Consider the following 18,917-nt stretch of genomic DNA (forward strand, 5'->3'; position numbering starts at 1 on the left):
CAAGAATATCCATTCTGGAGAAAATAGATAATTCTGACAATGCCGTTGATGTATAAAAAATATAGATCATCACAGCTGCGGAAGGAGGACGTTAACTCTAAGACGCTATTGAAGAGCTCAGTACATATCCCGTAGGTGAGCCGGAGCTCATAAAATGCTGAAAAACGTCACCATCGTTCACAAGATTCTCGCCGTGGTTGCGGTCATGGGGATTGCTGCCGTCGGCATCGCCGGCGTCGCGTTCACAGAGCTGAATTCGCTGAACCGGACGTTCACGGAAATCGGCCGGTCGGAAGAAGCCGCCCGTGAAGCGATGGACCTGCGCATCGATATCGTCGCCATCAGCCGCATGACCTATCAGTTCGCAACCAGCGCCGACAAGGCAGCCGACTACAAGGCCGAAGCCAAGCGCCGCGCCGATGAGATGCTGGGCCGCCTGCCGAAACTGGAAGCGGTGGCAAATGCGGAAGAAAAGAAGCAGCTGACCGACATCAAGGCCGCGCTTGAGAGCTATTTCAGCAAGATCAACCAGATGATTGACACCGCTGCCAAGGATCCTTCGGATACGGCAGCAATCGCTGAGGGCCTCGCCGTGGCCCTGGACGGTCAGAAGGCCGTCACCGATACGGTCAAGGTCTACTCCAAATATACCGCAGCCGAAATGGCCTCCGAACGCGCAGCTGCGACGGAAGAAGCCAGCACCGCTGCAACCACGCTGCTGGTGACGTCGCTGATTGCCCTCCTCATCGGAGCTGGTTTCGGCATCTTTGTTGCGCGGGTCTCCATCTCCAAGCCGATCAGCCGCGTCGTGTCTCTGCTCAAGGCTCTGGCACAGGGCAATCACGACATGGAGATCACCGGCACCGACCGCAGCGATGAAGTTGGCGACCTGGCCCGTGCGGCTTTGGTCTTCAAGGAGCAGTCTCTGGAAAACGCCCGCCTGGCGGCCGAAGCCCAAGCGCAGAATGCCCGGTCGGAAGCCCAGCAGAAGCTGTTGTTCCGCAAGCTTGCCGAACAGTTTGAGCGCTCCGTCGGCAGCATCGTCGCCTCGCTGTCCACATCCGCGGGTCAGCTGGAAGACGCAGCCCAGACGATGTCCTCCAACGCCATTCATACCTCCGAGCAGTCAGGCTCCGTGGCAGCAGCCTCCGAGCAGGCCTCGTCAAACGTTCAGACCGTTGCGGCTGCGACAGAGGAACTAACCGCCTCCGTGCGCGAAATCGCCGGTCAGGTCGAGATGTCCTCCGAGATGTCCGGGCGGGCAGTGGACGATGCGGATGCCGCCGCCAACAAGGTGCACGGCCTGTCCAACGCGGCCCAGAAGATCGGCGATATCGTCGAGCTGATCAACGGCATCGCCGCCCAGACCAACCTTCTGGCACTGAACGCCACCATCGAAGCGGCCCGCGCCGGGGAAGCCGGCAAGGGCTTCGCGGTTGTGGCCGCCGAAGTGAAGCAGCTGGCCGATCAGACCGCCAAGGCCACCACGGAAATCGCCTCCCAGATCGCGGAAATTCAGGGCTCGACCACAGAATCGGCCACCGCAATCAACGATGTCGCCGAAACGATCCGCAAGATCAGCGAGATCTCGACGGCTGTTGCCGGGGCTGTGGAAGAACAGGCTTCGGCCACGCATGAAATTTCCCGCAATGTGCAGCAGGCCTCCATCGGAACTGCGGAAGTCTCCACGGCAATCGGGTCCGTGACCTCCGCGGCCCAGCAGTCCAGCGAAGCAGCAAATCACGTCCTCAGTGCTTCCGCCGACTTGTCCCGCCAGGCAGAGACACTAAAATCCGAAGTCGACCGGTTCCTGTCGGGGATTCGCGCTGCCTAATCCGAGGGGGCGCCCCGCCAGAAGCGCCCCTGGAGGACTATGCCTACACTCATTGTCGACGACCTCACCGTGGACCGGGGAGGTCGTCGTGTCTTTGCCGGACTATCCTTTCAACTGCAGGCAGGCCATGCGCTGGTGATCACCGGCGCGAATGGCGCTGGCAAATCCTCTCTCTTGCGCACCCTCGCCGGGCTCATTTCACCGGCCGGAGGCAGCATGTCTCTCAATGGCGGCGACAGCGAGCGCAGCCTTGCCGAACACGCGCATTACTTCGGCCATGAGAGCGCCGTGAAGCGGGCCCTGCCGGTGCGCGGGAATCTCGAGTTCTGGCGGGATTTCACCAGCCCGGTGCAAACGGAAAAGTTCACGCCAACCACAATGCAGCCGATGGAGATCCTGGAGCTGCTCGGGATTGGCCATACGGCGGACCTGCCCGCCGCCTATCTGTCTGCCGGGCAAACCCGGCGCCTGGCGCTGGCCCGGTTGTTTGTCTCGCCCCGCCCCCTCTGGCTGATGGACGAACCGACCTCAGCCCTGGACACGGCCTCGGAAGCGCAGTTAATCGGCCTGATGAACACGCACCTCAAGAATGGCGGCATGATCGTGACAGCCACCCATACGGAACTGGCACTTTCCCCCGTCGAGCCGCTCCATCTGTCGGCTTCCATTGCCGGGGACGAGGACGCCTATGAGTTCGGCGGAACACTTGAGGATTACGCGTAATGGCCAGCTGGTCCTCTTCCCTATTCCGCCGCGAATTGCAGCTGGCGACCCGCGTGGGCGGCAGCGCGCTGGTGGGCGTGCTGTTCTTTCTTGCCGTCGTGACGGTCATTCCCTTCGGTGTTGGCCCGGATCTCAATCTGCTTGCCCGCATCGGCCCGGCGATCCTGTGGATCGGCGCCCTGCTGGCAACGCTGCTCGGTCTTGACCGCCTGTTTCAGGCCGACCGGGACGATGGCTCGCTGGATCTTCTGCTGATGGCCGGGCGGCCTCTGGAACTGGTGGTGCTGATCAAGTGCCTGGCTCACTGGGTCGCAACCGGACTGCCGCTCGTGGCAGCCGCGCCAGTTCTCGCCATCTTTCTCAATCTGGAGCCCACGGCCATCGGCGCGGTCACGCTGACGCTTTTAGCTGGCACACCGGCCCTCACCTTCATTGGCGCCATCGGGGCCTCCCTCACCGTGACGCTGCGCCGGGGCGGACTGCTGCTGGCGGTCCTGGTCGTGCCACTAGCCATTCCGGTGCTGATTTTCGGGGTGAGCGCGGCGGATGCGGCGGTGTCCGATCCGGTGCCGTTCCTGACGCCTTTCCTGATCCTGTGCGCCCTGACGCTGATTGCAGGCGTGATCGGCCCGATCGCGTCTGCGGCCGCCCTGAGGTTTTCAGCAGATTGACATTTGAGATTAATAAATTATTTAACGATAAACGACTCATATGATCATGGTCATATGGCGGGTGTCGTGCTATGATTTAAGCACGGACATTAGAAACTTAGGCGGGAGATTTGGCGATGCCCAGCTACGATGCTAGGGCAATTGCGAACGAGTTTATTCGTCGCAACGGTCCGCATATCAACCAGATGAAGCTCCAGAAGCTCGTTTACATTGCGCACGGGTGGAACCTTGCTATCAACAAGGCTCCACTGATAGCAGAAAAAATTGAAGCTTGGGACGGCGGCCCCGTTGTAAGAAAAATTTGGAACCATCTTCGAGATTACGGGCGTAACGCCTCGGATGGATTACTTGCGGATCCGTTTGATTCCAGCACTCCATATAAAGCTAAGCTAAGTGATGATGAAGTCGCCATAATTGAACACGTATGGAAAAAATACGGCGACTATTCTGGCATTGAGCTATCTGAAATGACGCACGAGCCGGGCACTCCTTGGAGTAATGCTTATTTTGGAGGAGGAAGGAACACTTCTCTGTCCCAAGATGATATTCAGCAACATTTTATAGAGCTTGCCCTTGCCGGACGCGACAAAGCAGCCTGAGATCTCACTCAAAGACCTCGATAAAGCTCCGGTTACGACAAAACCAAGCGAGACAGATGTTTCTGTCTCGCCCGAAGATTACAGAAATGCGTTTACGAGAGTCTCAGAAGAGAACTCGGAGCTAAAAATAGAAATAGAGACCCTTAAAAAGACAATCAGGACAACTGAAATTTTAGATGGGCTAATTGAGCCATTTGCTAAAAATACATTCAGATTTATGTGTGCATATTGCGGGTTTGTTGGCGTCGTTATTGCCATGAACGCGTTTGGTTGCTTTAAAAATTCAATCTCAGATTCCGTCTTCCAAATATTGGTAGGTAGTACGGCAGCAACCGTGATCGGCCTAGTTGGAATGGTTCTCACCGGTATCTTCGTCGGCGCTCGAAAGAACATCAAGTAAGGATTCCCTTTACATTTTGAGGAAAGAGGCGGGACAATTTGACCGGCCTCAATGCGCCGCGCTGTGCGACAAGAGATTGAAGACGCGTCACTGACAGATTAGAACGGTTCCATGGGTATTTTGGACTTGGCCAATCCGACACGTTTCCTCCGCTTTGTGCAGATCGTTCTGCCCTGGCTGGCGGGCCTATGCGTGATCGTCTTCGCCACTGGGCTCTACATGAGCTTTTTCACCGCGCCGGAAGACTATCAGCAGGGCGCGACCGTGCGGATCATGTTCATTCATGTGCCAGCCGCGTGGCTGTCCATGATGTGCTATTCGATCATGGCCGTATCGTCTCTGGGCACGCTGGTGTGGAAGCATCCGCTGGCGGATGTCTCTGCCAAAGCGGCCGCCCCGATCGGCGCCACCTTCACCTTCATCGCTCTGGTGACCGGATCGCTCTGGGGCAAGCCCATGTGGGGCACCTATTGGGTCTGGGATGCGCGCCTGACCTCCGTTCTGGTGCTGTTCATCATGTATCTCGGGCTCATGGCCTTGTGGCGCACGATGGAAGACCCGATCAAGGCAGGCAAGGCCGCCGCCATTCTGACGCTGGTCGGCGCCGTCAACCTGCCGGTGATCAAGTTCTCGGTGAACTGGTGGAACACCCTGCACCAGCCCGCCAGCGTGATGCGGATGGATGGCCCGACCATTCACCCGTCGATCCTGATCCCGCTGCTGGTGATGGCCGCTGCCTTCACGCTGCTGTTCTTCGTTCTTCATCTGATGGCCATGCGCAATGAAATCCTGCGCAGACGCCTCAGAGCCATGCGGCTGAAAGCCGCCGCGCAAACGCGGCCTGCCAGCACGGCGCTTTCACCCCAGGCCGCGGAGTAATCTCATGGATCTCGGCCCCCATTCCGGCTTTATCATTGCGTCTTACGCGCTGACCGCCGCAGCTGTGCTTGGCCTGCTGCTCTGGGTCATTTTCGACCGGCGCAAGCTGGAAGCCGACCTTGCCCGCCTCGCAGAACAAGGGATCTCCCGTGCACGCCGGCACCAGCCGTCCAAAGGCACTGAAGCGGACCGCACATGACCGCGCAAACGGATCCATCGCCCAAACGCCGCATTCCCCTGCTGGTGCTGCTGCCCCTTATCGTGTTCACAGCCCTGGCTGGCCTGTTTCTGATTCAGCTGACCATCGGCCACGACCCGAGCCAGATCCCGTCCGCGCTGATCGGCAAGCCGGTACCCGATACGGAGCTGCTGCCCGTCCCAGAATTGACCCGCGACGGTGTGCCGGTTCCCGGCATCACCAAGGCAGATCTTCTGGGCAAGGTCTCGGTGGTCAATGTCTTTGCGTCATGGTGCGTGCCCTGCCGGCAGGAGCATCCGTTCCTGGAAGAACTGAGCAAGCGCGACGGTTTCCAGATGCTCGGCATCAACTACAAGGACAAGCCGGAAAATGCCCGCCGCTTCCTGGGCAGCCTCGGCAATCCCTATGACCGGGTTGGCGCGGATGAAAAAGGCCGCACCGCCATCGACTGGGGTGTCTACGGGGTGCCTGAAACCTTCATCGTCGATGCCAAGGGCACCATCCGCTACAAATTCATTGGACCGCTTTCGCAGGAAAGCTACGGGAAGGTCTTCCTGCCCCAGCTGGAGAAAGTCCTTGCCTCGCCAGAGGGCAGCTGAGGGCGGCGGAAAATGCCGGACAACGTCACCCGCTCGTGACTGGCTCTTGAAGCTTCAAAAGCTTAGTGTCTTTGGCAGAGTTCAAATTCCAAGGCCAGCCATCTCAAGTCCCATGACGAAACGCTTCCAGCACATTCTCCGTTCGGCGCCAGCAGCCAAGACCGCCATGGCGGCTGTTTTCGCCCTTGGCTTCGTCTTCGACCAGGGCGCGGCTCTGGCCGCCTCAACCGCCCCCAAAGCGGTGGCCGAGCTCTTCACCAGCCAGGGCTGTTCTTCGTGTCCGCCCGCCGACAAGCTTCTGGAAGAGCTGGTGCACAAGCATCCGGACATTCTAAGCCTGTCGCTTCCCGTGGACTATTGGGACTATCTTGGCTGGCGGGACACACTTGCCCGGCCGGAGAATTCCGAACGCCAGCGGGCCTATGCCGCCCAGCGCGGTGACCGGTCGGTCTATACGCCGCAGCTCGTCGTCGACGGCATGGAACACGTGATTGGCGGCGACAGGCAAGCCGTTCTGGCCGCCCTTGGCCGCGCCGCGCCCTTTACGGCCTCTGTCGAGCTGTCGGTCCGGGACATGGCCGTCGAGGCCAAGGTCGATGGCAGCCTTCCTGCCGGACAGCGCATGGCCACGATCTTCATTCTGCGGCTGGATGCGGAGCAATCCGTTCCCATCGCCCGGGGCGAGAACAGCGGCGCCAACATCACCTATGTGAATGTCGTCCGCGATCTCAGGGCCATCGGCATGTGGTCCGGCGGGCCGGAAGTCTTCCGCATTCCCAAATCCGAGTTCATGAAGGACAAGGACAGCCGTTGCGCGGTTCTCATCCAGATCGAGGATGACAGCGGCCCGGGCCGTATCATCGGCGCGGCCGTTATGGACCCCAAGGCTCCCTGACCGATCACATAAACGCCTTCTGCCACCCTGTGTGATGCGGGGAGATTGGCAGATCGGGCGAAACGGGAGTTGCGTCCCAGCAGAAAACTGGTACCCCTTCGCCGAGCGGCCACCCCGGTCTTGGCGGCACAAAGAGGGAATCCGGACCATGAGCGGCAGACTCCGTATCGCTATCGGCAGCGTTTTTGTCGGCCTCGGCGTGATGAGCCTCAAATACCTGGCCTATGAGCTGACGGGTTCGATCGCCCTTTACTCTGATGCTCTGGAAACCATCGTCAATGTGGCCTCGTCCATAGCAGCCGTCATTGCCATCTGGTTCGCGTCACGGCCGGCGGATTCAAATCATCCCTACGGCCACGACAAGGCCGAGTATTTCGCCGCCGTTCTGGTTGGCGTCATGATCGTGCTGGCCGCCGGCACGATCTTCCATTCCGCCTGGATCGGCTACAACACGCCGCAGGACGTCGACTATTCTCCTCTGGGCCTTGGCATCAACGCACTGGCTGCCGTGATCAACGCCATCTGGGCGCTGGTGCTGATCCGCTATGGCAAGCGCAGCCGGTCCCCCGCCCTGGAGGCCGACGGACGCCACCTGATGACGGATGTCGTGACCTCGCTGGGCGTTCTCGCCGGTGTTGTTCTGGTGGTCTTCACCGGCTGGCAGAAGCTGGATCCGATCCTTGCCGGTCTTGTGGGCCTCAACGTTCTGTGGACCGGCTGGGATGTGATGAAGGGGTCTATTTCGGGCCTGATGGACGAAGCAGCCTCGCCGGACACCCTGGACAAGATCCGGCAAGTGATTGCTGCGGAAGGCGAAGGCGCGCTGGAAGCCCACGACTTGAGAACCCGTCTTGCGGGCAAGCTCACCTTCATCGACTTCCATCTCGTCGTCGATGGAAGCATGTCGGTCGAATCGGCACATGACATCTGCGACCGGATCGAGCAGGCGGTTGGGAAGGCCGTTCCCGGCGCCCGCCTGACCATTCATGTGGAACCGGAGCACAAGGCGAAGCATTCGGGCATCATTGTGCTCTGATCCCCCCGGTTTCGGCGATTGCCACCGATCGGCGGCTGGCTCTATGATGCGGAAACGCCCCGCCTTTTCGTCTCCGCAAGCCCAAGGGCCCTCCCCCCAATGCGCCCCAAGTCCGTTTTCGATCATGCCATTCTGATTGCAGGCGCTTTGCTGATGTGCGGTCCGATGTTCGCCCTGTTCCTGTCAACGACCCATAGCGGAGCTGCACTACAGGACCAGGGATTGAGCCTCAGCTTTGGCCCGGAGCTGATTGCCAATTACACCCGGCTGTTCAACGCTGAAGGCGGCTTTCTCGGCGGTATCACCGTCTATTCGCTGCTCTGGAACTCCTTCGTGCTGGGCGCAGGTCTTGCCGGAGTGACCGTGGCGCTTTCGCTGATGGCGGCCTATGCGCTGGTGTATTTCCGGCCCAGGGGCGCGGGCCTGATCTTCTGGCTGCTTCTGCTGACCCTGATGCTGCCGCTGGAAGCCCGCTTCCTGCCAACTTACACTGTCGCCGCAGACCTGGGGCTGGTGAACACTCATGCGGGCCTCATCCTGCCCCTGGCAGCCTCTGGCATCGGAACCTTCTTCTTCCGGCAGTTCCTGCAGAATGTGCCGGACGCCTTGCTGGAATCCGCCCGTCTTGACGGCGCAGGCCCGATCAAGTTCTTCAAGGACATTCTCGTCCCCCTGTCCTGGCCCATGGCCAGCGCCCTGTTCCTGGTCACCTTCGTAAACGGCTGGAACCAGTATCTTTGGCCTGTCATGGTGACCTCGGACGAAAGCGCCTACACGGTGGTGCGGGGCTTGCAGTTCTTCGGGCGGACAAGCCTCAACGGCATCATGCTCGCCTGCGTCGCCGTGCTGCCGCCCGCTGTCCTGCTGGTCATCTTTCAAAGAAAGTTCGTCAAAGGGCTGTTTGATGGGGTGCACTGACCCTTGCCGATTCGAATGGATCTGACGACATGAGCCAAACTGCCATCCTCTTTGACTGCGACGGGGTGCTCGTCGATTCCGAAACCATCTATGTCGAGGTGGAGCGCGAGCATCTGAGCCGGATCGGGCTGGAGTATGATCTTCACGAGTACCAGCAGCGCTTCAACGGCCTGATGGCCAGGGATTTCTTCAAGCTGGTTCAAGATGAGCACGCAAAACTGGAAACCGGCAGCTTTCCGGTGAGCTTCTTCACCGACCTGGAAACAGCGACGACCGCGCGCATCAACCGGGACCTTGAGGCCATCGACGGCATTGGGAGCGTGCTCGCTTCCTTGACCATGCCGCGCGCCGTCGCCTCTTCAAGCCGGCTGGAACGGTTGCATATCAAGCTGCGCCAGACGGGCCTTCACGGCTATTTCGATCCGCATATCTATTCCGGGGAACAGGTGGCAAACGGCAAGCCCGCGCCGGATCTCTTCCTCTACGCCGCTACGCAGATCGGTGCCGAACCACGCGATTGCATCGTGATTGAAGACAGCGTCAACGGCGTTCTTGCGGGCAAGGCGGCAGGCATGGAAGTCTGGGGCTTCATTGGCGGAGGCCATGCCAGCGAAAGGCTCGGCGAACGGCTGACAGAAGCCGGCGCTTCCAAGATTCTGAGAAGCCATGAGGAGCTTGGCGCTGAGCTCGGCTGAGCCGTCCATTTCAAGCTTCCTTAAAAGATGCGCGGCCAGTCATGGCCACGCATTTCTCATTTTCAGAAGATAGCAATCGTCAGCGCAGCAGGTCGCTTTCCGGATTGGCGCTGATCTTGTGGATCGCCAGATCCGCGCCCATGTGCTCCTCTTCAGGAGACAACCGGAGACCGGCGAAGGATTTGATCGCGCCATAGACGGCAAACCCGGCCAGAGCAGCGTAGGACGCCCCGGCAATCGTTCCGATGATCTGGGAGATCAGCGATACGCCGCCAAGACCACCCAGCGCCTCGGAGCCGAAGATACCGGCGGCGATGCCGCCCCAGGCGCCGCACAGGCCATGCAGCGGCCAGACGCCCAGCACATCATCGATCTTCAGCTTGTTCTGGCAGATTTCGAAGCCCTTCACGAAAAGAGCCCCGGCAAGGCCGCCTACAATCAGCGCACCGATGGGGTGCATGATGTCCGACCCGGCACAGACCGCGACCAGACCGGCCAGCGCACCGTTGTGAACGAAACCGGGGTCATTGCGGCCAACGATGAGCGCCGTGAGAATGCCGCCGACCATGGCCATCAGCGAGTTAATCGCCACGAGTCCGGAAGCCGCCTCAAGAGATCCAGCGGTCATGACGTTGAAGCCAAACCAGCCTACACACAGCATCCAGGATCCAAGGGCGAGCCAGGGCAGAGACGACGGCGGAATGCCGATCGGGCGGCCCTTGTTGTCATAGCGTCCACGGCGTGCACCGAGCAGCAGCACGGCTGCAAGGGCGATCCAGCCGCCGACGGCATGAACCACGACCGAACCGGCAAAATCGCGGAACGGGGCGCCGAAGCTGGCTTCAAGCCAGGCCTGAATGCCGAAATTGCCGTTCCAGACGATGCCTTCAAAGAGGGGATAGGCAACGCCAACCAGGGCCACGGTCGCCATGCACTGGGGCGCAAACCTCATCCGCTCGGCGATTCCGCCGGAAATGATCGCCGGAATGGCCGCCGCGAAGGTGGTCAGGAAGAAGAACTTGACCAGGGACAGGCCCTGGGGCGCGAAGCCTTCGGCCCCGCCCGACAGGGCGGCGGCGCTGACGAAGAAGGTGGTGCCATAGGCGATGGCATAGCCGAAGAAAAAATAGACCACTGTGGAAATGGCAAAATCCACCAGGATCTTCACCAGCGCGTTGACCTGGTTCTTCTGGCGGACGGTTCCAACTTCAAGAAAGGCAAATCCGCCATGCATGGCGAAGACAAGGATAGCTCCGAGCAGGACGAAAAAGACGTCTCCACCCACCGAATTCTGGCTCATTCACTGGCTCCCGATTATGCATCTGCCCACCTGCGGGGCAGTGTTTTGGCGGGAAAGCAATCAAACTGCATGCCAACCGGGCACAGGCGCAGAAATTAGCCAAAACATCCGGCCATTCCGGCACATTAATTGCGCAATTGCCCAAGATTAGAGCCAATACTTTAGGCATATGCTTATTTATTGACCTAAACAGACGAGGCGCCCTGCAGTGACAACACAGCGCGCCGGACAAAAAAAGACCCGGGGCAAGAGCCCCGGGCCGAGAGCGCAGTCTGAGCCAATAGACTACGCCGGGAGGATTTTGATCAGACCCGCTGGGAGCCAGAACCGAACTCCGGATAGGCTTCGACGCCGATTTCCACCTTGTCGAGACCGAGGGCCTCTTCTTCTTCGGAAACCCGGATACCGATGACGGCCTTCAGGATCAGCCAGACCACGCCGCTGACGATGAAGGTGAAGGCACCGATGGCAACCACACCGATGAGCTGGGTGCTGTAGGAGGTGTCAGCGTTGGACAGCGGAACGATCAGCGTGCCCCAGATGCCGCAGAGCAGGTGAACCGGGATCGCGCCGACAACGTCGTCGATCTTCAGCTTGTCGAGCAGCGGTACGGTGAAGACCACGATCGCGGCACCAACGCCACCGATGATGATCGCCTGCAGAACGGACGGCTGCAGCGGCTCGGCGGTGATGGCAACGAGACCAGCCAGGGCGCCGTTCAGAGCCATGGTCACGTCGACCTTCTTGTACATGATCTGGGTCAGGATAACCGCGACCATGACACCAGCGGCAGCGGCCATGTTGGTGTTGGCGAAGATGCGGGAGATGTCGGAGACGTCACCGATGGTGCCCATGGCAAGCTGGGAGGCACCGTTGAAGCCGAACCAGCCCAGCCACAGGATGAACGTGCCGAGGGTTGCGAGCGGCATGGAGGAACCCGGCATCGGGAAGACCTGGCCGTTTGCACCATACTTGCCCTTACGAGCGCCGAGGATCAGAGCACCGGAGATAGCCGCCCAGCCACCAACAGAGTGAACCAGCGTGGAACCTGCGAAGTCGGAGAAGCCCATTTCCTTGAGCCAGCCGCCACCCCAAACCCAGGAGCCGGTGATCGGGTAAATGAAGCCGGTCAGGACGACGGTGAAGAGCAGGAACGGCCACAGCTTGATGCGCTCGGCCAGGGTGCCGGACACGATCGAAGCAGCGGTGGCACAGAACACCATCTGGAAGAACCAGTCGGAGGCCGTGGAGTAGCCGGTGTCGAGCGCATTGCCGCCAACAGCGTCGAAGGAATACGGGCCGAAGGAGCCCATGAAGCCGCCATCAACGCCGACATACATCAGCTTGTAACCGGTGACCCAGAACATCAGGCCGCCGATGGAGTAGAGTGCAATGTTCTTGAGGCACTGCATGGAAACGTTCTTGGTGCGGACAAGGCCAGCTTCCAGCATGGCAAAGCCGGCCGCCATCCACATCACCAGGAAGCCGCCGATGAGGAACAGCAGGGTGTTGAGAATATAGGCAACTTCCGGAGAGACCGGAGCCGGAGCGGCTGCGGCGGCGGTATCCTGAGCCAGAGCCGGGAGAGCCATCAGGCTCAGGGCGCCCAGCGCAGCCGCAGATCTTGCGACAAACTTGGTCATGTTTCTTACCCTCAAGACAATCAAAGTGCTTCGGCGTCGGTTTCGCCGGTACGAATGCGAACGACCTGGTCGATCGAATAAACGAAGATCTTTCCGTCACCGATCTGGCCGGTCTTTGCGGCGGCGGTGATGACTTCAACGGCCTTCTCGACCGCGTCGCCTGCGACGGCGACTTCAATCTTCAGCTTCGGCAGGAAGCTCACGGCATATTCGGTGCCGCGGTAGATCTCGGTGTGCCCCTTCTGCCGGCCATAGCCCTTGACCTCAGTAACAGTCAGGCCCTGGATTCCAATGCCCGTGAGCGCGTCGCGCACTTCATCGAGCTTGAACGGCTTGATAATGGCCATCACAATTTTCATTGCTCGTTCCCATTCCTTTCCTGTCGCCTCTTCCCGGCGAAGAGACTGTCCGACCTTCCCGCCCGGTACCCCCCAAGGGTTTGCCCCACCCAGAACACTGACAAACAGGCCTGGCCCGGAACACACGAAATCGGGTCGGTGTCGGGCCTAACTAATCAAGGACCGTGCCAACTTTGAAAAACGGGAGAAACTCAGGAGAAAAGCAGAGGCTTTCCGGGAAAAATGGCGAGAATGCGCCCGCCCCGGACAGCCAGAGAGCCTAAAAATGAGTCATATAAAAGTGATCAAAAATTATGCAAATAATGCAAGATGCACAATAAATGACCGATAAATAAACGGCATAAAGGCTCGAGATGAATTTTCAGGCAGCCTGTTTGAGACAACATTCGGCAAACAGCCGGGAAAACGCTGAAACCCGCCACTCCGGAGACAGCTTGCGCATCCAAAGTAGCGGGTGGCCGGATGTTTCAGGACAGAAAATCAGGCGGCGAAGCCGCACCAGACTGCTGACAAAGCCCAGGTCTCCAGGATTTTTCTCCGCGCCGTCCCGGCCTTGAGCCGGGGCCTGTCTAAAAACCCTATTTCTTTCAATAGTAGAAATTGACAATAGATCCCGGATCTTCACTTCGCTGCGTCCGGGAAAGCGCGGCGGTGGGGTTTGTCAGCAGTCTGAAAGGTTTTACCTTTGTCAGCGCCTATCTACCGTCATCCTCAGCCATGTGCCGGGACCTATAATACACAATGGCTTGCAGATGGCCGGGACAAGCCCGGCCATGACGGAAGAGAAGTAAGCCCGCTTGAGATCAAACTCAGGCGGAAAAGCCGCCGTTCTCCAGGAAGGCTTGCTCCTCAGCAGTTGTCTCGCGGCCCAGCACCTTGTTCCGGTGCGGGAACCGGCCAAAGCGGCGGATCACATCCAGATGGATGAGCGCGTAGAGATAGAATTGCTCGTTGTTCAGCGCCCGGCACAGATCCACGCTGCGCTCCTGCGCAGCCATGTCTTCCGCATGCTCGAATGGCAGGTAGAAGAACACCCGCACACTGGGCGGAAAGGCGCGGTCGTAGCCCGCATCAACGGCACGCGTGGCAATGCCCAGCGCCTTGGGATCGGATTCAAATGCCCGCTTGTCGTCCCGGAAGAGATTGCGGGTGAACTGGTCCAAGAGGATCAAAAGCGCCAAAGCCCCGTGCGGTGACGCTTCCCAGTCATCCAGCTCCCCCGCCTTGGCAGCTTCCACCGAAGCGAGAAACCGCTCACGGATCTCAGCATCAAAGGCGTCACTGCGGGCGAACCACTTTTCCGGACCGGCCTGCCACCAGAAATCCAGAATATCGATTGGTGAAACGGGCGTATCAGTCATGATTTTCTCTCCGGATCAGGATCTCTTGCGTTAAATCGTATAGTCAGAGCGTTCCGCCAACTCAAATCCAGCGGGAATGGAAATGACAGACGTGAATGAGCCGCATGTCCTGGATCTGATGGGACTGAAATGCCCCATGCCAGTGCTGAAAACCCGCAAGACACTCGCCGGTCTGTCGGCCGGCAGCCGCCTGGAAGTGCTGACCACGGATCCGATGGCCTTTCTGGATATCCCCCACATGTGCAACGAGGATGGCCATACGGTCGAAAAGGTGGAGAAGGACGGAACCCGGGGCCGGTTTTTCATCCTGAAGACCAACGGCTAACTCGCCAGAGCGCCTGCCTCCGAAGCGATCCGGCTCATGGCGCGGGCAAGCTTCACATCCCGCTCTGTCAGACCGCCCGCATCATGGGTCGTGAGCGTGACGGTGACATCCCTGTAGACATTCCGCCAATCCGGGTGATGATCCATCTTTTCCGCCACCAGGGCGCAGCGGGTCATGAAGCCGAAGGCGGCATTGAAGTCCGTAAAGACAAAGTGCCGCGTGATCGCACCTGCGGTTTCGCTGCTCATGGACCATCCCTCCAGCATCTTCAGCGCCTGAGAAATTTCGCCTGGACTGAGCTTTTCCAGCATGCCGAACCTCCTGTTCACGGGTGATTGCATTCGCCTGCTCCCCTGATAGATAGGATCCCATGCAGGTTTGACAGCCCCTCCCTTTCAAACCAGAGGAGCCCGACGTGACAGCCCTTCTCTTCGTTTGCCTTGGCAATATCTGCCGTTCTCCCCTTGCCGAAGGTATCTTCCGCCAAACGCTTGAGGAGGCAGGACTGGCCGGGCAGTTCACGCTGGATTCGGCAGGCACGGGCGCCTGGCATGCGGGCAATCCGCCAGACCCCCGCTCCATCGCCGTGGCCGCCCGCAACGGGATCGACATTTCCGCTCAGCGCGCGCGTCAGGTGACGGATGCGGACTTCAGCCGCTTCGACTGGATTCTGGCCATGGACCGGGACAATCTGGCAGCCCTGCGCCGCAAAAACAGTGGCCGGGGCCCGGCGGAACTGCGCCTGTTTCTGGACAATCCGGCCAGGGACGTGCCTGATCCCTACTATGGCGGACCGGATGGGTTCGATCAGGTCTTCCATATGCTTCAGGAAGGCAGTCGGCGTTTTCTAAAGCAGCTGCAAGGCGGCTAGACAGCAATTGATCTGCTCTGGCCGTCATCAATCTGTGGCCCGCAGCAGATAAAGGATCGGCTCCTAATATCAGGGCTGATCCGCATGAAACTGGTCTGGTGGGCCTTGGCCCTTGTTCTCATCCTGCTGGGCCTTGCGACCATCGCGTTGCCCATTCCGACGGGCGTTCCGCTTCTGGCAACCGGTGCGGTCATTCTGATCGCCACCAGCCGGACACTCGCACGCGCCCTGCGCAGCCGCAGAAGGCGCTTGCCGCAGCTGAACAGGACATTTCACTGGCTGGAGACCAAAAGCCCAAGGCATCTTGCGAGGATCCTGAAACGGACCCGGCCGCGCCAGCCGCAATCCAGCTCTTGAGGGTCAATTGCGGAACATTGCAAGGAACCGGCAAACCAGCCTGCAAACGCTGCAGGCAAGGCGGTTGACGCCGCGATGCAACCTACGGCCCCAGCGTGTCAGGCGCTCATCCAGCGCCGCATCCGTTGCCCAGGCAGGTGTCCAGCGGAAGAGAGCCCGGTGAACCAGCAGGACGACGAGCAGTGTCAATCCCCAGGACAACAGCGTGTCAGAGGTAAAGTGGCCACCGAACGCCACCCGGTTGAGCGACAGCTGAAAACCGATCGGGGCCCAAACCAGCACAATGCCCCAGCGCCAGGCTTTCGGAGCAACCAGGATCAGCCCGGCCAGCAGCCACATGGCCGCGGAGCCCTCACCGGACACGAAAGAACAGTTCGTGCTGCACCAGTTGCTGGGCACCCAGACCAGCTGGTAGGGCATGTCGCCACCAAACAGATCCACCATGACCGGACGCGGGCGGCCCCAATTGTTCTTCAGGATCAGATTGACCAGAACGCCGGGGCCGAGGATCAGCGACATAAGCAGGAACAAGGGTTTCCTGAGCGGTACCAGCGGGCTCCGGGCGGGCAAAAGCAGCTTTAAGAGCAGAACCGCCACACAAGCGATGGCTATGATGCGGACAAGATAGGGCCCGAGTTCGCGGAAATGGCGCAGGAAGGCAATGTCCTGCGCCCAGAATCCCTGTTCAGGCGTGAAGAACAGGCGGCTAGCCGCAAGATCCACACCCGGAAAGATGAGAAAGAACAGCGACACCGCGATCACATATCCCCCCAGGGACAGGAACGGGTGCTGCGCGATCCAATGGAGCGGGCGGCGAACTGGGGTGGCGGGCGGAGGAGAAGCTGGTCCGTCGGTCATGGGGGCTGTTTATCCGATATCGCCCCGCCGACCAAGCGGTCTGCAAGACAGCTGATCAGTCAGACCGAGGCCCCTTCAGGCTCCTGCCGCTTCTGATGAAACTGCTTGGCATGTTCCAGGACGGTAAAGAGTTTTGCCGGGGACAACGGCTTGGCGATCATGTCCGCAAAACCAGCCGCCCGCATCCGTTTCTCGTCCGCCGTTTCGGCTGCTGCGGTCACTGCAATAAGCGGCACGTCCTGTCCGGCGGCTCCGGAGCGAATGGCCTCGGCAGTCTCCATGCCATCGAGCCCGGGCATGTGCAGATCAAGCAATACGGCATCAAACCTGCCTTCCGCGACCATACGGACGGCCTCTTCACCGCTTTCGGCCTGATCACTTGTGATAGAAAAGGACTCCAGAAGAGCGGCCAGAAGACGCCTGTTGGTGTCGTTGTCGTCAACGATCAGAACATGGAGTCCGGCGGCAGGCTCAGCATTGGCAGCGGCATCGGAACCAGCCACACCCGTTGCCGCAGCCGGCGTCAAGGGCAAGGTCAGCTCGAATTGGCAGCCTGTCCCGGTCTCCGCTTCCGTCTCCGGCATAAGGCGCAGACTTGCCCCAGCTTCGCTGGAAAGCTGCACAGCGCCCCAAAGACCCAGACCCGAACCACCGGTCTTCGCGCGCCCCGTCTTTCCCCTGACGAAGGGTCTGAACAGCTGCTCCCGCTCTGCCGGATCGATACCGGGTCCTGTGTCCGTGATGATCACCCGCGCCTCAGATCCTTCGCGGGATGCGGGAAGCTCCAGCCGGATCGCGACACGACCCGCATCGGTATACTTGATGGCGTTGTCGAGTAGAGCGCCGATAATCCGGCGCAAGGGAGCGGCCTTGGCTGCGTCGACAGGCACGGCGGCATCCGGAACAGTTACGGAAAAACCAAGCCCCTTTGCAGCCGCCGCCGCCTGCAGCAGCCCGCCGGTCTCGGACACGATGACACCGAAATCCGAGGCTCCGGCGCTGATCCCCGCCGACAGTGCCGGGTCCCGCACCAGTTCCCCCGCCATGTCATCCAGCGCGTCGATGCTGCGGACAAGTATCTCCAGCCGCTCAGCCTGCAGCTCCGTCAGACCATCCCGTGCGATCAGCTCCGCGGTCAGTTTCATGGCCGCAAGCGGTGTCCGCAGGTCATGCGCCAGCAGCGCGAGGCGCTCAGTCATGCCAGCGGGCATCTTCCGTTCCGTCATGAAATTTGGGCCCCTTCCGGTACCGTCCTGGACAGATCAGGTCTTGTCAGCCCCGTCTTCGCCCGTCATCTTCAGAGCCGGGCTCTTATCTGGACCAGCCCGGAACGTCTCCATCCGCACCAGACCGGCCCGCCAGCATCATTCCCGGGATCCTGCCAGCCGACAGGTTAGCAAATCAGAAATCCACAACTTCCGAGACCACAATGTCCCAGGAAATTCTTGTTATCGTCCTTCCTGTCTTTGCTCTTATCGGACTTGGATATGCGTTTGCGAGAACAGGAATCCTGAAGGAAAGCAGCGGCGATGCGCTGGGCCAGTTCGTTTATATTGTCGGCATTCCCGCACTGCTGTTCAAGACACTCGCGGTGGTTCAGCTGGGGGACCAGAGCCCCTGGCGCCTCTGGCTCGCCTACTTCAGCGGCGTCGCGATCGCCTGGTTCATTTCCGGCCTGATGATCCGAAAGGTCTTTGGCCGGGATGCGCGCGCTGGCGTGATCGGCGGAATTTCCTCCGTGTTTTCCAACTCCGCCATGGTCGGTTTGCCGCTCATCTCTTCTGTCTATGGAGAAGCGGGACAGGTTCCGCTGCTCATCATCCTGTCCGTGCACCTTCCGGCAATGACCATAGCCATGGCCCTGTTGATGGAGCGCGCTGCCGCTAAGGACGGTATGGCCGAAAAGCCGGAAATTCCAGCCCTCCTCATAAGCGTTTGCAAGAATCTTGCGACGAACCCGATTATCCTTGCCATCGGATCAGCAGTTGTCTGGCGGACCTTCTCCCTGCCGGTATCCGGGGTCTTCGCGGATGTCCTGGGACGGCTCGCCTCAGCGGCTCTGCCGGTCGCCTTGCTGTCTCTGGGAACAAGCATGGTCCGCTATGGCATCCGCGGCAATGTTCTGCCCGGCGTGTTGCTCAGCTTCGTGAAGATCGCGGTGATGCCGGCTCTGGTCTTCAGCCTTTCCGCCTATGTGTTCCAGCTGCCGCCGCTGTGGACGGCGGTTGCGACATTGACGGCAGCATGCCCCACGGGCATCAACGTCTATATTTTTGCCAACCGTTACGGAACCGGGCACGCGATGTCCGCAAATTCGATTACACTCACGACCATAGCAGCAGTTGTCAGCACCGGGATCTGGGTCTATCTGCTCGACCTTTGGCAGATGGGCTGA

23 protein-coding genes are annotated in these 18,917 nt (G+C 59.9%); 16 read left to right on the forward strand and 7 right to left on the reverse strand.

The window, feature by feature from the left end; all coding sequences use genetic code 11:
- Positions 1-154 precede the first annotated feature (154 nt).
- The 12 genes from IG616_RS11100 (at position 155) to IG616_RS11155 (ending at position 9,448) form a co-directional block, all read left to right on the forward strand.
- Complete coding sequence (locus IG616_RS11100; RefSeq protein WP_192148222.1) at positions 155-1,834, forward strand: methyl-accepting chemotaxis protein; 1,680 nt, start codon at positions 155-157, stop codon at positions 1,832-1,834.
- Positions 1,835-1,873: 39 nt separating this feature from the next.
- Positions 1,874-2,557, forward strand: coding sequence for a heme ABC exporter ATP-binding protein CcmA (ccmA, locus tag IG616_RS11105; RefSeq protein ID WP_192148223.1), 684 nt, complete (start codon positions 1,874-1,876; stop codon positions 2,555-2,557).
- Complete coding sequence (ccmB, locus tag IG616_RS11110) at positions 2,557-3,228, forward strand: heme exporter protein CcmB (protein ID WP_192148224.1); 672 nt, start codon at positions 2,557-2,559, stop codon at positions 3,226-3,228. Before ccmA ends, ccmB begins: the two co-directional genes overlap by 1 nt.
- Positions 3,229-3,344: 116 nt before the next feature.
- Positions 3,345-3,827 (forward strand): Panacea domain-containing protein, encoded by a 483-nt coding sequence (locus IG616_RS11115; RefSeq protein ID WP_192148225.1) that lies wholly within the window; start codon positions 3,345-3,347, stop codon positions 3,825-3,827.
- Complete coding sequence (locus tag IG616_RS11120; protein WP_192148226.1) at positions 3,802-4,227, forward strand: hypothetical protein; 426 nt, start codon at positions 3,802-3,804, stop codon at positions 4,225-4,227. Before IG616_RS11115 ends, IG616_RS11120 begins: the two co-directional genes overlap by 26 nt.
- 111 nt (positions 4,228-4,338) lie before the next feature.
- Positions 4,339-5,106: a heme ABC transporter permease gene (locus IG616_RS11125; RefSeq protein WP_192148227.1), complete on the forward strand. Its 768-nt coding sequence runs from the start codon at positions 4,339-4,341 to the stop codon at positions 5,104-5,106.
- Positions 5,107-5,110: 4 nt separating this feature from the next.
- The gene (gene ccmD, locus IG616_RS11130; RefSeq protein WP_192148228.1) at positions 5,111-5,305 is read left to right on the forward strand and encodes a heme exporter protein CcmD; all 195 of its coding nucleotides are present in this window, start codon (positions 5,111-5,113) and stop codon (positions 5,303-5,305) included.
- Positions 5,302-5,904, forward strand: coding sequence for a DsbE family thiol:disulfide interchange protein (locus tag IG616_RS11135; protein ID WP_192148229.1), 603 nt, complete (start codon positions 5,302-5,304; stop codon positions 5,902-5,904). Before ccmD ends, IG616_RS11135 begins: the two co-directional genes overlap by 4 nt.
- A 112-nt stretch (positions 5,905-6,016) precedes the next feature.
- Positions 6,017-6,799: a DUF1223 domain-containing protein gene (locus IG616_RS11140; RefSeq protein WP_192148230.1), complete on the forward strand. Its 783-nt coding sequence runs from the start codon at positions 6,017-6,019 to the stop codon at positions 6,797-6,799.
- Positions 6,800-6,947: 148 nt separating this feature from the next.
- Positions 6,948-7,835: a cation diffusion facilitator family transporter gene (locus IG616_RS11145; protein ID WP_192148231.1), complete on the forward strand. Its 888-nt coding sequence runs from the start codon at positions 6,948-6,950 to the stop codon at positions 7,833-7,835.
- Between the two features lie 18 nt (positions 7,836-7,853).
- Positions 7,854-8,753: a carbohydrate ABC transporter permease gene (locus tag IG616_RS11150; RefSeq protein ID WP_343072365.1), complete on the forward strand. Its 900-nt coding sequence runs from the start codon at positions 7,854-7,856 to the stop codon at positions 8,751-8,753.
- A gap of 29 nt (positions 8,754-8,782) precedes the next feature.
- Entirely contained in the window at positions 8,783-9,448 is a 666-nt protein-coding gene (locus tag IG616_RS11155; RefSeq protein WP_192148232.1) for an HAD family hydrolase, read from the forward strand.
- A gap of 79 nt (positions 9,449-9,527) precedes the next feature.
- Here the strand turns inward: IG616_RS11155 and IG616_RS11160 are convergent, their stop codons facing one another.
- The 4 genes from IG616_RS11160 to IG616_RS11175 form a co-directional block, all read right to left on the reverse strand.
- Positions 9,528-10,748, reverse strand: a complete 1,221-nt coding sequence (locus IG616_RS11160; protein ID WP_192148233.1) for an ammonium transporter — start codon at positions 10,746-10,748, stop codon at positions 9,528-9,530.
- 305 nt (positions 10,749-11,053) lie between these two features.
- A complete protein-coding gene (locus IG616_RS11165; RefSeq protein WP_192148234.1) occupies positions 11,054-12,391 on the reverse strand; it encodes an ammonium transporter in 1,338 nt (445 codons plus the stop codon).
- A gap of 20 nt (positions 12,392-12,411) precedes the next feature.
- Positions 12,412-12,750 (reverse strand): P-II family nitrogen regulator, encoded by a 339-nt coding sequence (locus IG616_RS11170; RefSeq protein WP_192148235.1) that lies wholly within the window; start codon positions 12,748-12,750, stop codon positions 12,412-12,414.
- Positions 12,751-13,559: 809 nt separating this feature from the next.
- Complete coding sequence (locus IG616_RS11175) at positions 13,560-14,111, reverse strand: DUF924 family protein (protein WP_192148236.1); 552 nt, start codon at positions 14,109-14,111, stop codon at positions 13,560-13,562.
- An 82-nt stretch (positions 14,112-14,193) separates the two neighbouring features.
- Between IG616_RS11175 and IG616_RS11180 the strand changes: the two genes are divergently transcribed.
- On the forward strand, positions 14,194-14,436 hold the full coding sequence (locus tag IG616_RS11180; RefSeq protein ID WP_192148237.1) for a sulfurtransferase TusA family protein: 243 nt from the start codon (positions 14,194-14,196) through the stop codon (positions 14,434-14,436).
- Here the strand turns inward: IG616_RS11180 and IG616_RS11185 are convergent.
- On the reverse strand, positions 14,433-14,744 hold the full coding sequence (locus IG616_RS11185) for a 4a-hydroxytetrahydrobiopterin dehydratase (RefSeq protein WP_425504180.1): 312 nt from the start codon (positions 14,742-14,744) through the stop codon (positions 14,433-14,435). The two genes, IG616_RS11180 and IG616_RS11185, sit on opposite strands and share 4 nt — an antisense overlap.
- Positions 14,745-14,851: 107 nt before the next feature.
- Here IG616_RS11185 and IG616_RS11190 point away from each other — a divergent pair, with 107 nt between their 5' ends.
- Positions 14,852-15,307 (forward strand): arsenate reductase/protein-tyrosine-phosphatase family protein, encoded by a 456-nt coding sequence (locus tag IG616_RS11190; RefSeq protein ID WP_192148239.1) that lies wholly within the window; start codon positions 14,852-14,854, stop codon positions 15,305-15,307.
- Between the two features lie 84 nt (positions 15,308-15,391).
- Positions 15,392-15,664: a hypothetical protein gene (locus IG616_RS11195; protein ID WP_192148240.1), complete on the forward strand. Its 273-nt coding sequence runs from the start codon at positions 15,392-15,394 to the stop codon at positions 15,662-15,664.
- A 3-nt stretch (positions 15,665-15,667) separates the two neighbouring features.
- Here IG616_RS11195 and IG616_RS11200 read toward each other — a convergent pair whose 3' ends face one another.
- Complete coding sequence (locus tag IG616_RS11200; protein ID WP_192148241.1) at positions 15,668-16,522, reverse strand: phosphatase PAP2 family protein; 855 nt, start codon at positions 16,520-16,522, stop codon at positions 15,668-15,670.
- Between the two features lie 59 nt (positions 16,523-16,581).
- The gene (locus tag IG616_RS11205; RefSeq protein WP_209007453.1) at positions 16,582-17,748 is read right to left on the reverse strand and encodes a hybrid sensor histidine kinase/response regulator; all 1,167 of its coding nucleotides are present in this window, start codon (positions 17,746-17,748) and stop codon (positions 16,582-16,584) included.
- A 203-nt stretch (positions 17,749-17,951) separates the two neighbouring features.
- Here IG616_RS11205 and IG616_RS11210 point away from each other — a divergent pair, with 203 nt between their 5' ends.
- Positions 17,952-18,917, forward strand: a complete 966-nt coding sequence (locus tag IG616_RS11210; protein WP_192148242.1) for an AEC family transporter — start codon at positions 17,952-17,954, stop codon at positions 18,915-18,917.

The sequence above is a fragment of the Roseibium litorale genome, assembly GCF_014842915.1.
Taxonomy (GTDB): domain Bacteria; phylum Pseudomonadota; class Alphaproteobacteria; order Rhizobiales; family Stappiaceae; genus Roseibium; species Roseibium litorale.

Bases quoted from the DNA above. Each gene is read 5' to 3' on its own strand.
- IG616_RS11100 (WP_192148222.1), top strand. From the start codon at position 155: ATGCTGAAAAACGTCACCATCGTTCACAAGATTCTCGCCGTGGTTGCG.
- ccmA (WP_192148223.1), top strand. From the start codon at position 1,874: ATGCCTACACTCATTGTCGACGACCTCACCGTGGACCGGGGAGGTCGT.
- ccmB (WP_192148224.1), top strand. From the start codon at position 2,557: ATGGCCAGCTGGTCCTCTTCCCTATTCCGCCGCGAATTGCAGCTGGCG.
- IG616_RS11115 (WP_192148225.1), top strand. From the start codon at position 3,345: ATGCCCAGCTACGATGCTAGGGCAATTGCGAACGAGTTTATTCGTCGC.
- IG616_RS11125 (WP_192148227.1), top strand. From the start codon at position 4,339: ATGGGTATTTTGGACTTGGCCAATCCGACACGTTTCCTCCGCTTTGTG.
- ccmD (WP_192148228.1), top strand. From the start codon at position 5,111: ATGGATCTCGGCCCCCATTCCGGCTTTATCATTGCGTCTTACGCGCTG.
- IG616_RS11135 (WP_192148229.1), top strand. From the start codon at position 5,302: ATGACCGCGCAAACGGATCCATCGCCCAAACGCCGCATTCCCCTGCTG.
- IG616_RS11140 (WP_192148230.1), top strand. From the start codon at position 6,017: ATGACGAAACGCTTCCAGCACATTCTCCGTTCGGCGCCAGCAGCCAAG.
- IG616_RS11145 (WP_192148231.1), top strand. From the start codon at position 6,948: ATGAGCGGCAGACTCCGTATCGCTATCGGCAGCGTTTTTGTCGGCCTC.
- IG616_RS11155 (WP_192148232.1), top strand. From the start codon at position 8,783: ATGAGCCAAACTGCCATCCTCTTTGACTGCGACGGGGTGCTCGTCGAT.
- IG616_RS11160 (WP_192148233.1), bottom strand. From the start codon at position 10,748: ATGAGCCAGAATTCGGTGGGTGGAGACGTCTTTTTCGTCCTGCTCGGA.
- IG616_RS11165 (WP_192148234.1), bottom strand. From the start codon at position 12,391: ATGACCAAGTTTGTCGCAAGATCTGCGGCTGCGCTGGGCGCCCTGAGC.
- IG616_RS11170 (WP_192148235.1), bottom strand. From the start codon at position 12,750: ATGAAAATTGTGATGGCCATTATCAAGCCGTTCAAGCTCGATGAAGTG.
- IG616_RS11175 (WP_192148236.1), bottom strand. From the start codon at position 14,111: ATGACTGATACGCCCGTTTCACCAATCGATATTCTGGATTTCTGGTGG.
- IG616_RS11180 (WP_192148237.1), top strand. From the start codon at position 14,194: ATGACAGACGTGAATGAGCCGCATGTCCTGGATCTGATGGGACTGAAA.
- IG616_RS11195 (WP_192148240.1), top strand. From the start codon at position 15,392: ATGAAACTGGTCTGGTGGGCCTTGGCCCTTGTTCTCATCCTGCTGGGC.
- IG616_RS11200 (WP_192148241.1), bottom strand. From the start codon at position 16,522: ATGACCGACGGACCAGCTTCTCCTCCGCCCGCCACCCCAGTTCGCCGC.
- IG616_RS11205 (WP_209007453.1), bottom strand. From the start codon at position 17,748: ATGACGGAACGGAAGATGCCCGCTGGCATGACTGAGCGCCTCGCGCTG.
- IG616_RS11210 (WP_192148242.1), top strand. From the start codon at position 17,952: ATGTCCCAGGAAATTCTTGTTATCGTCCTTCCTGTCTTTGCTCTTATC.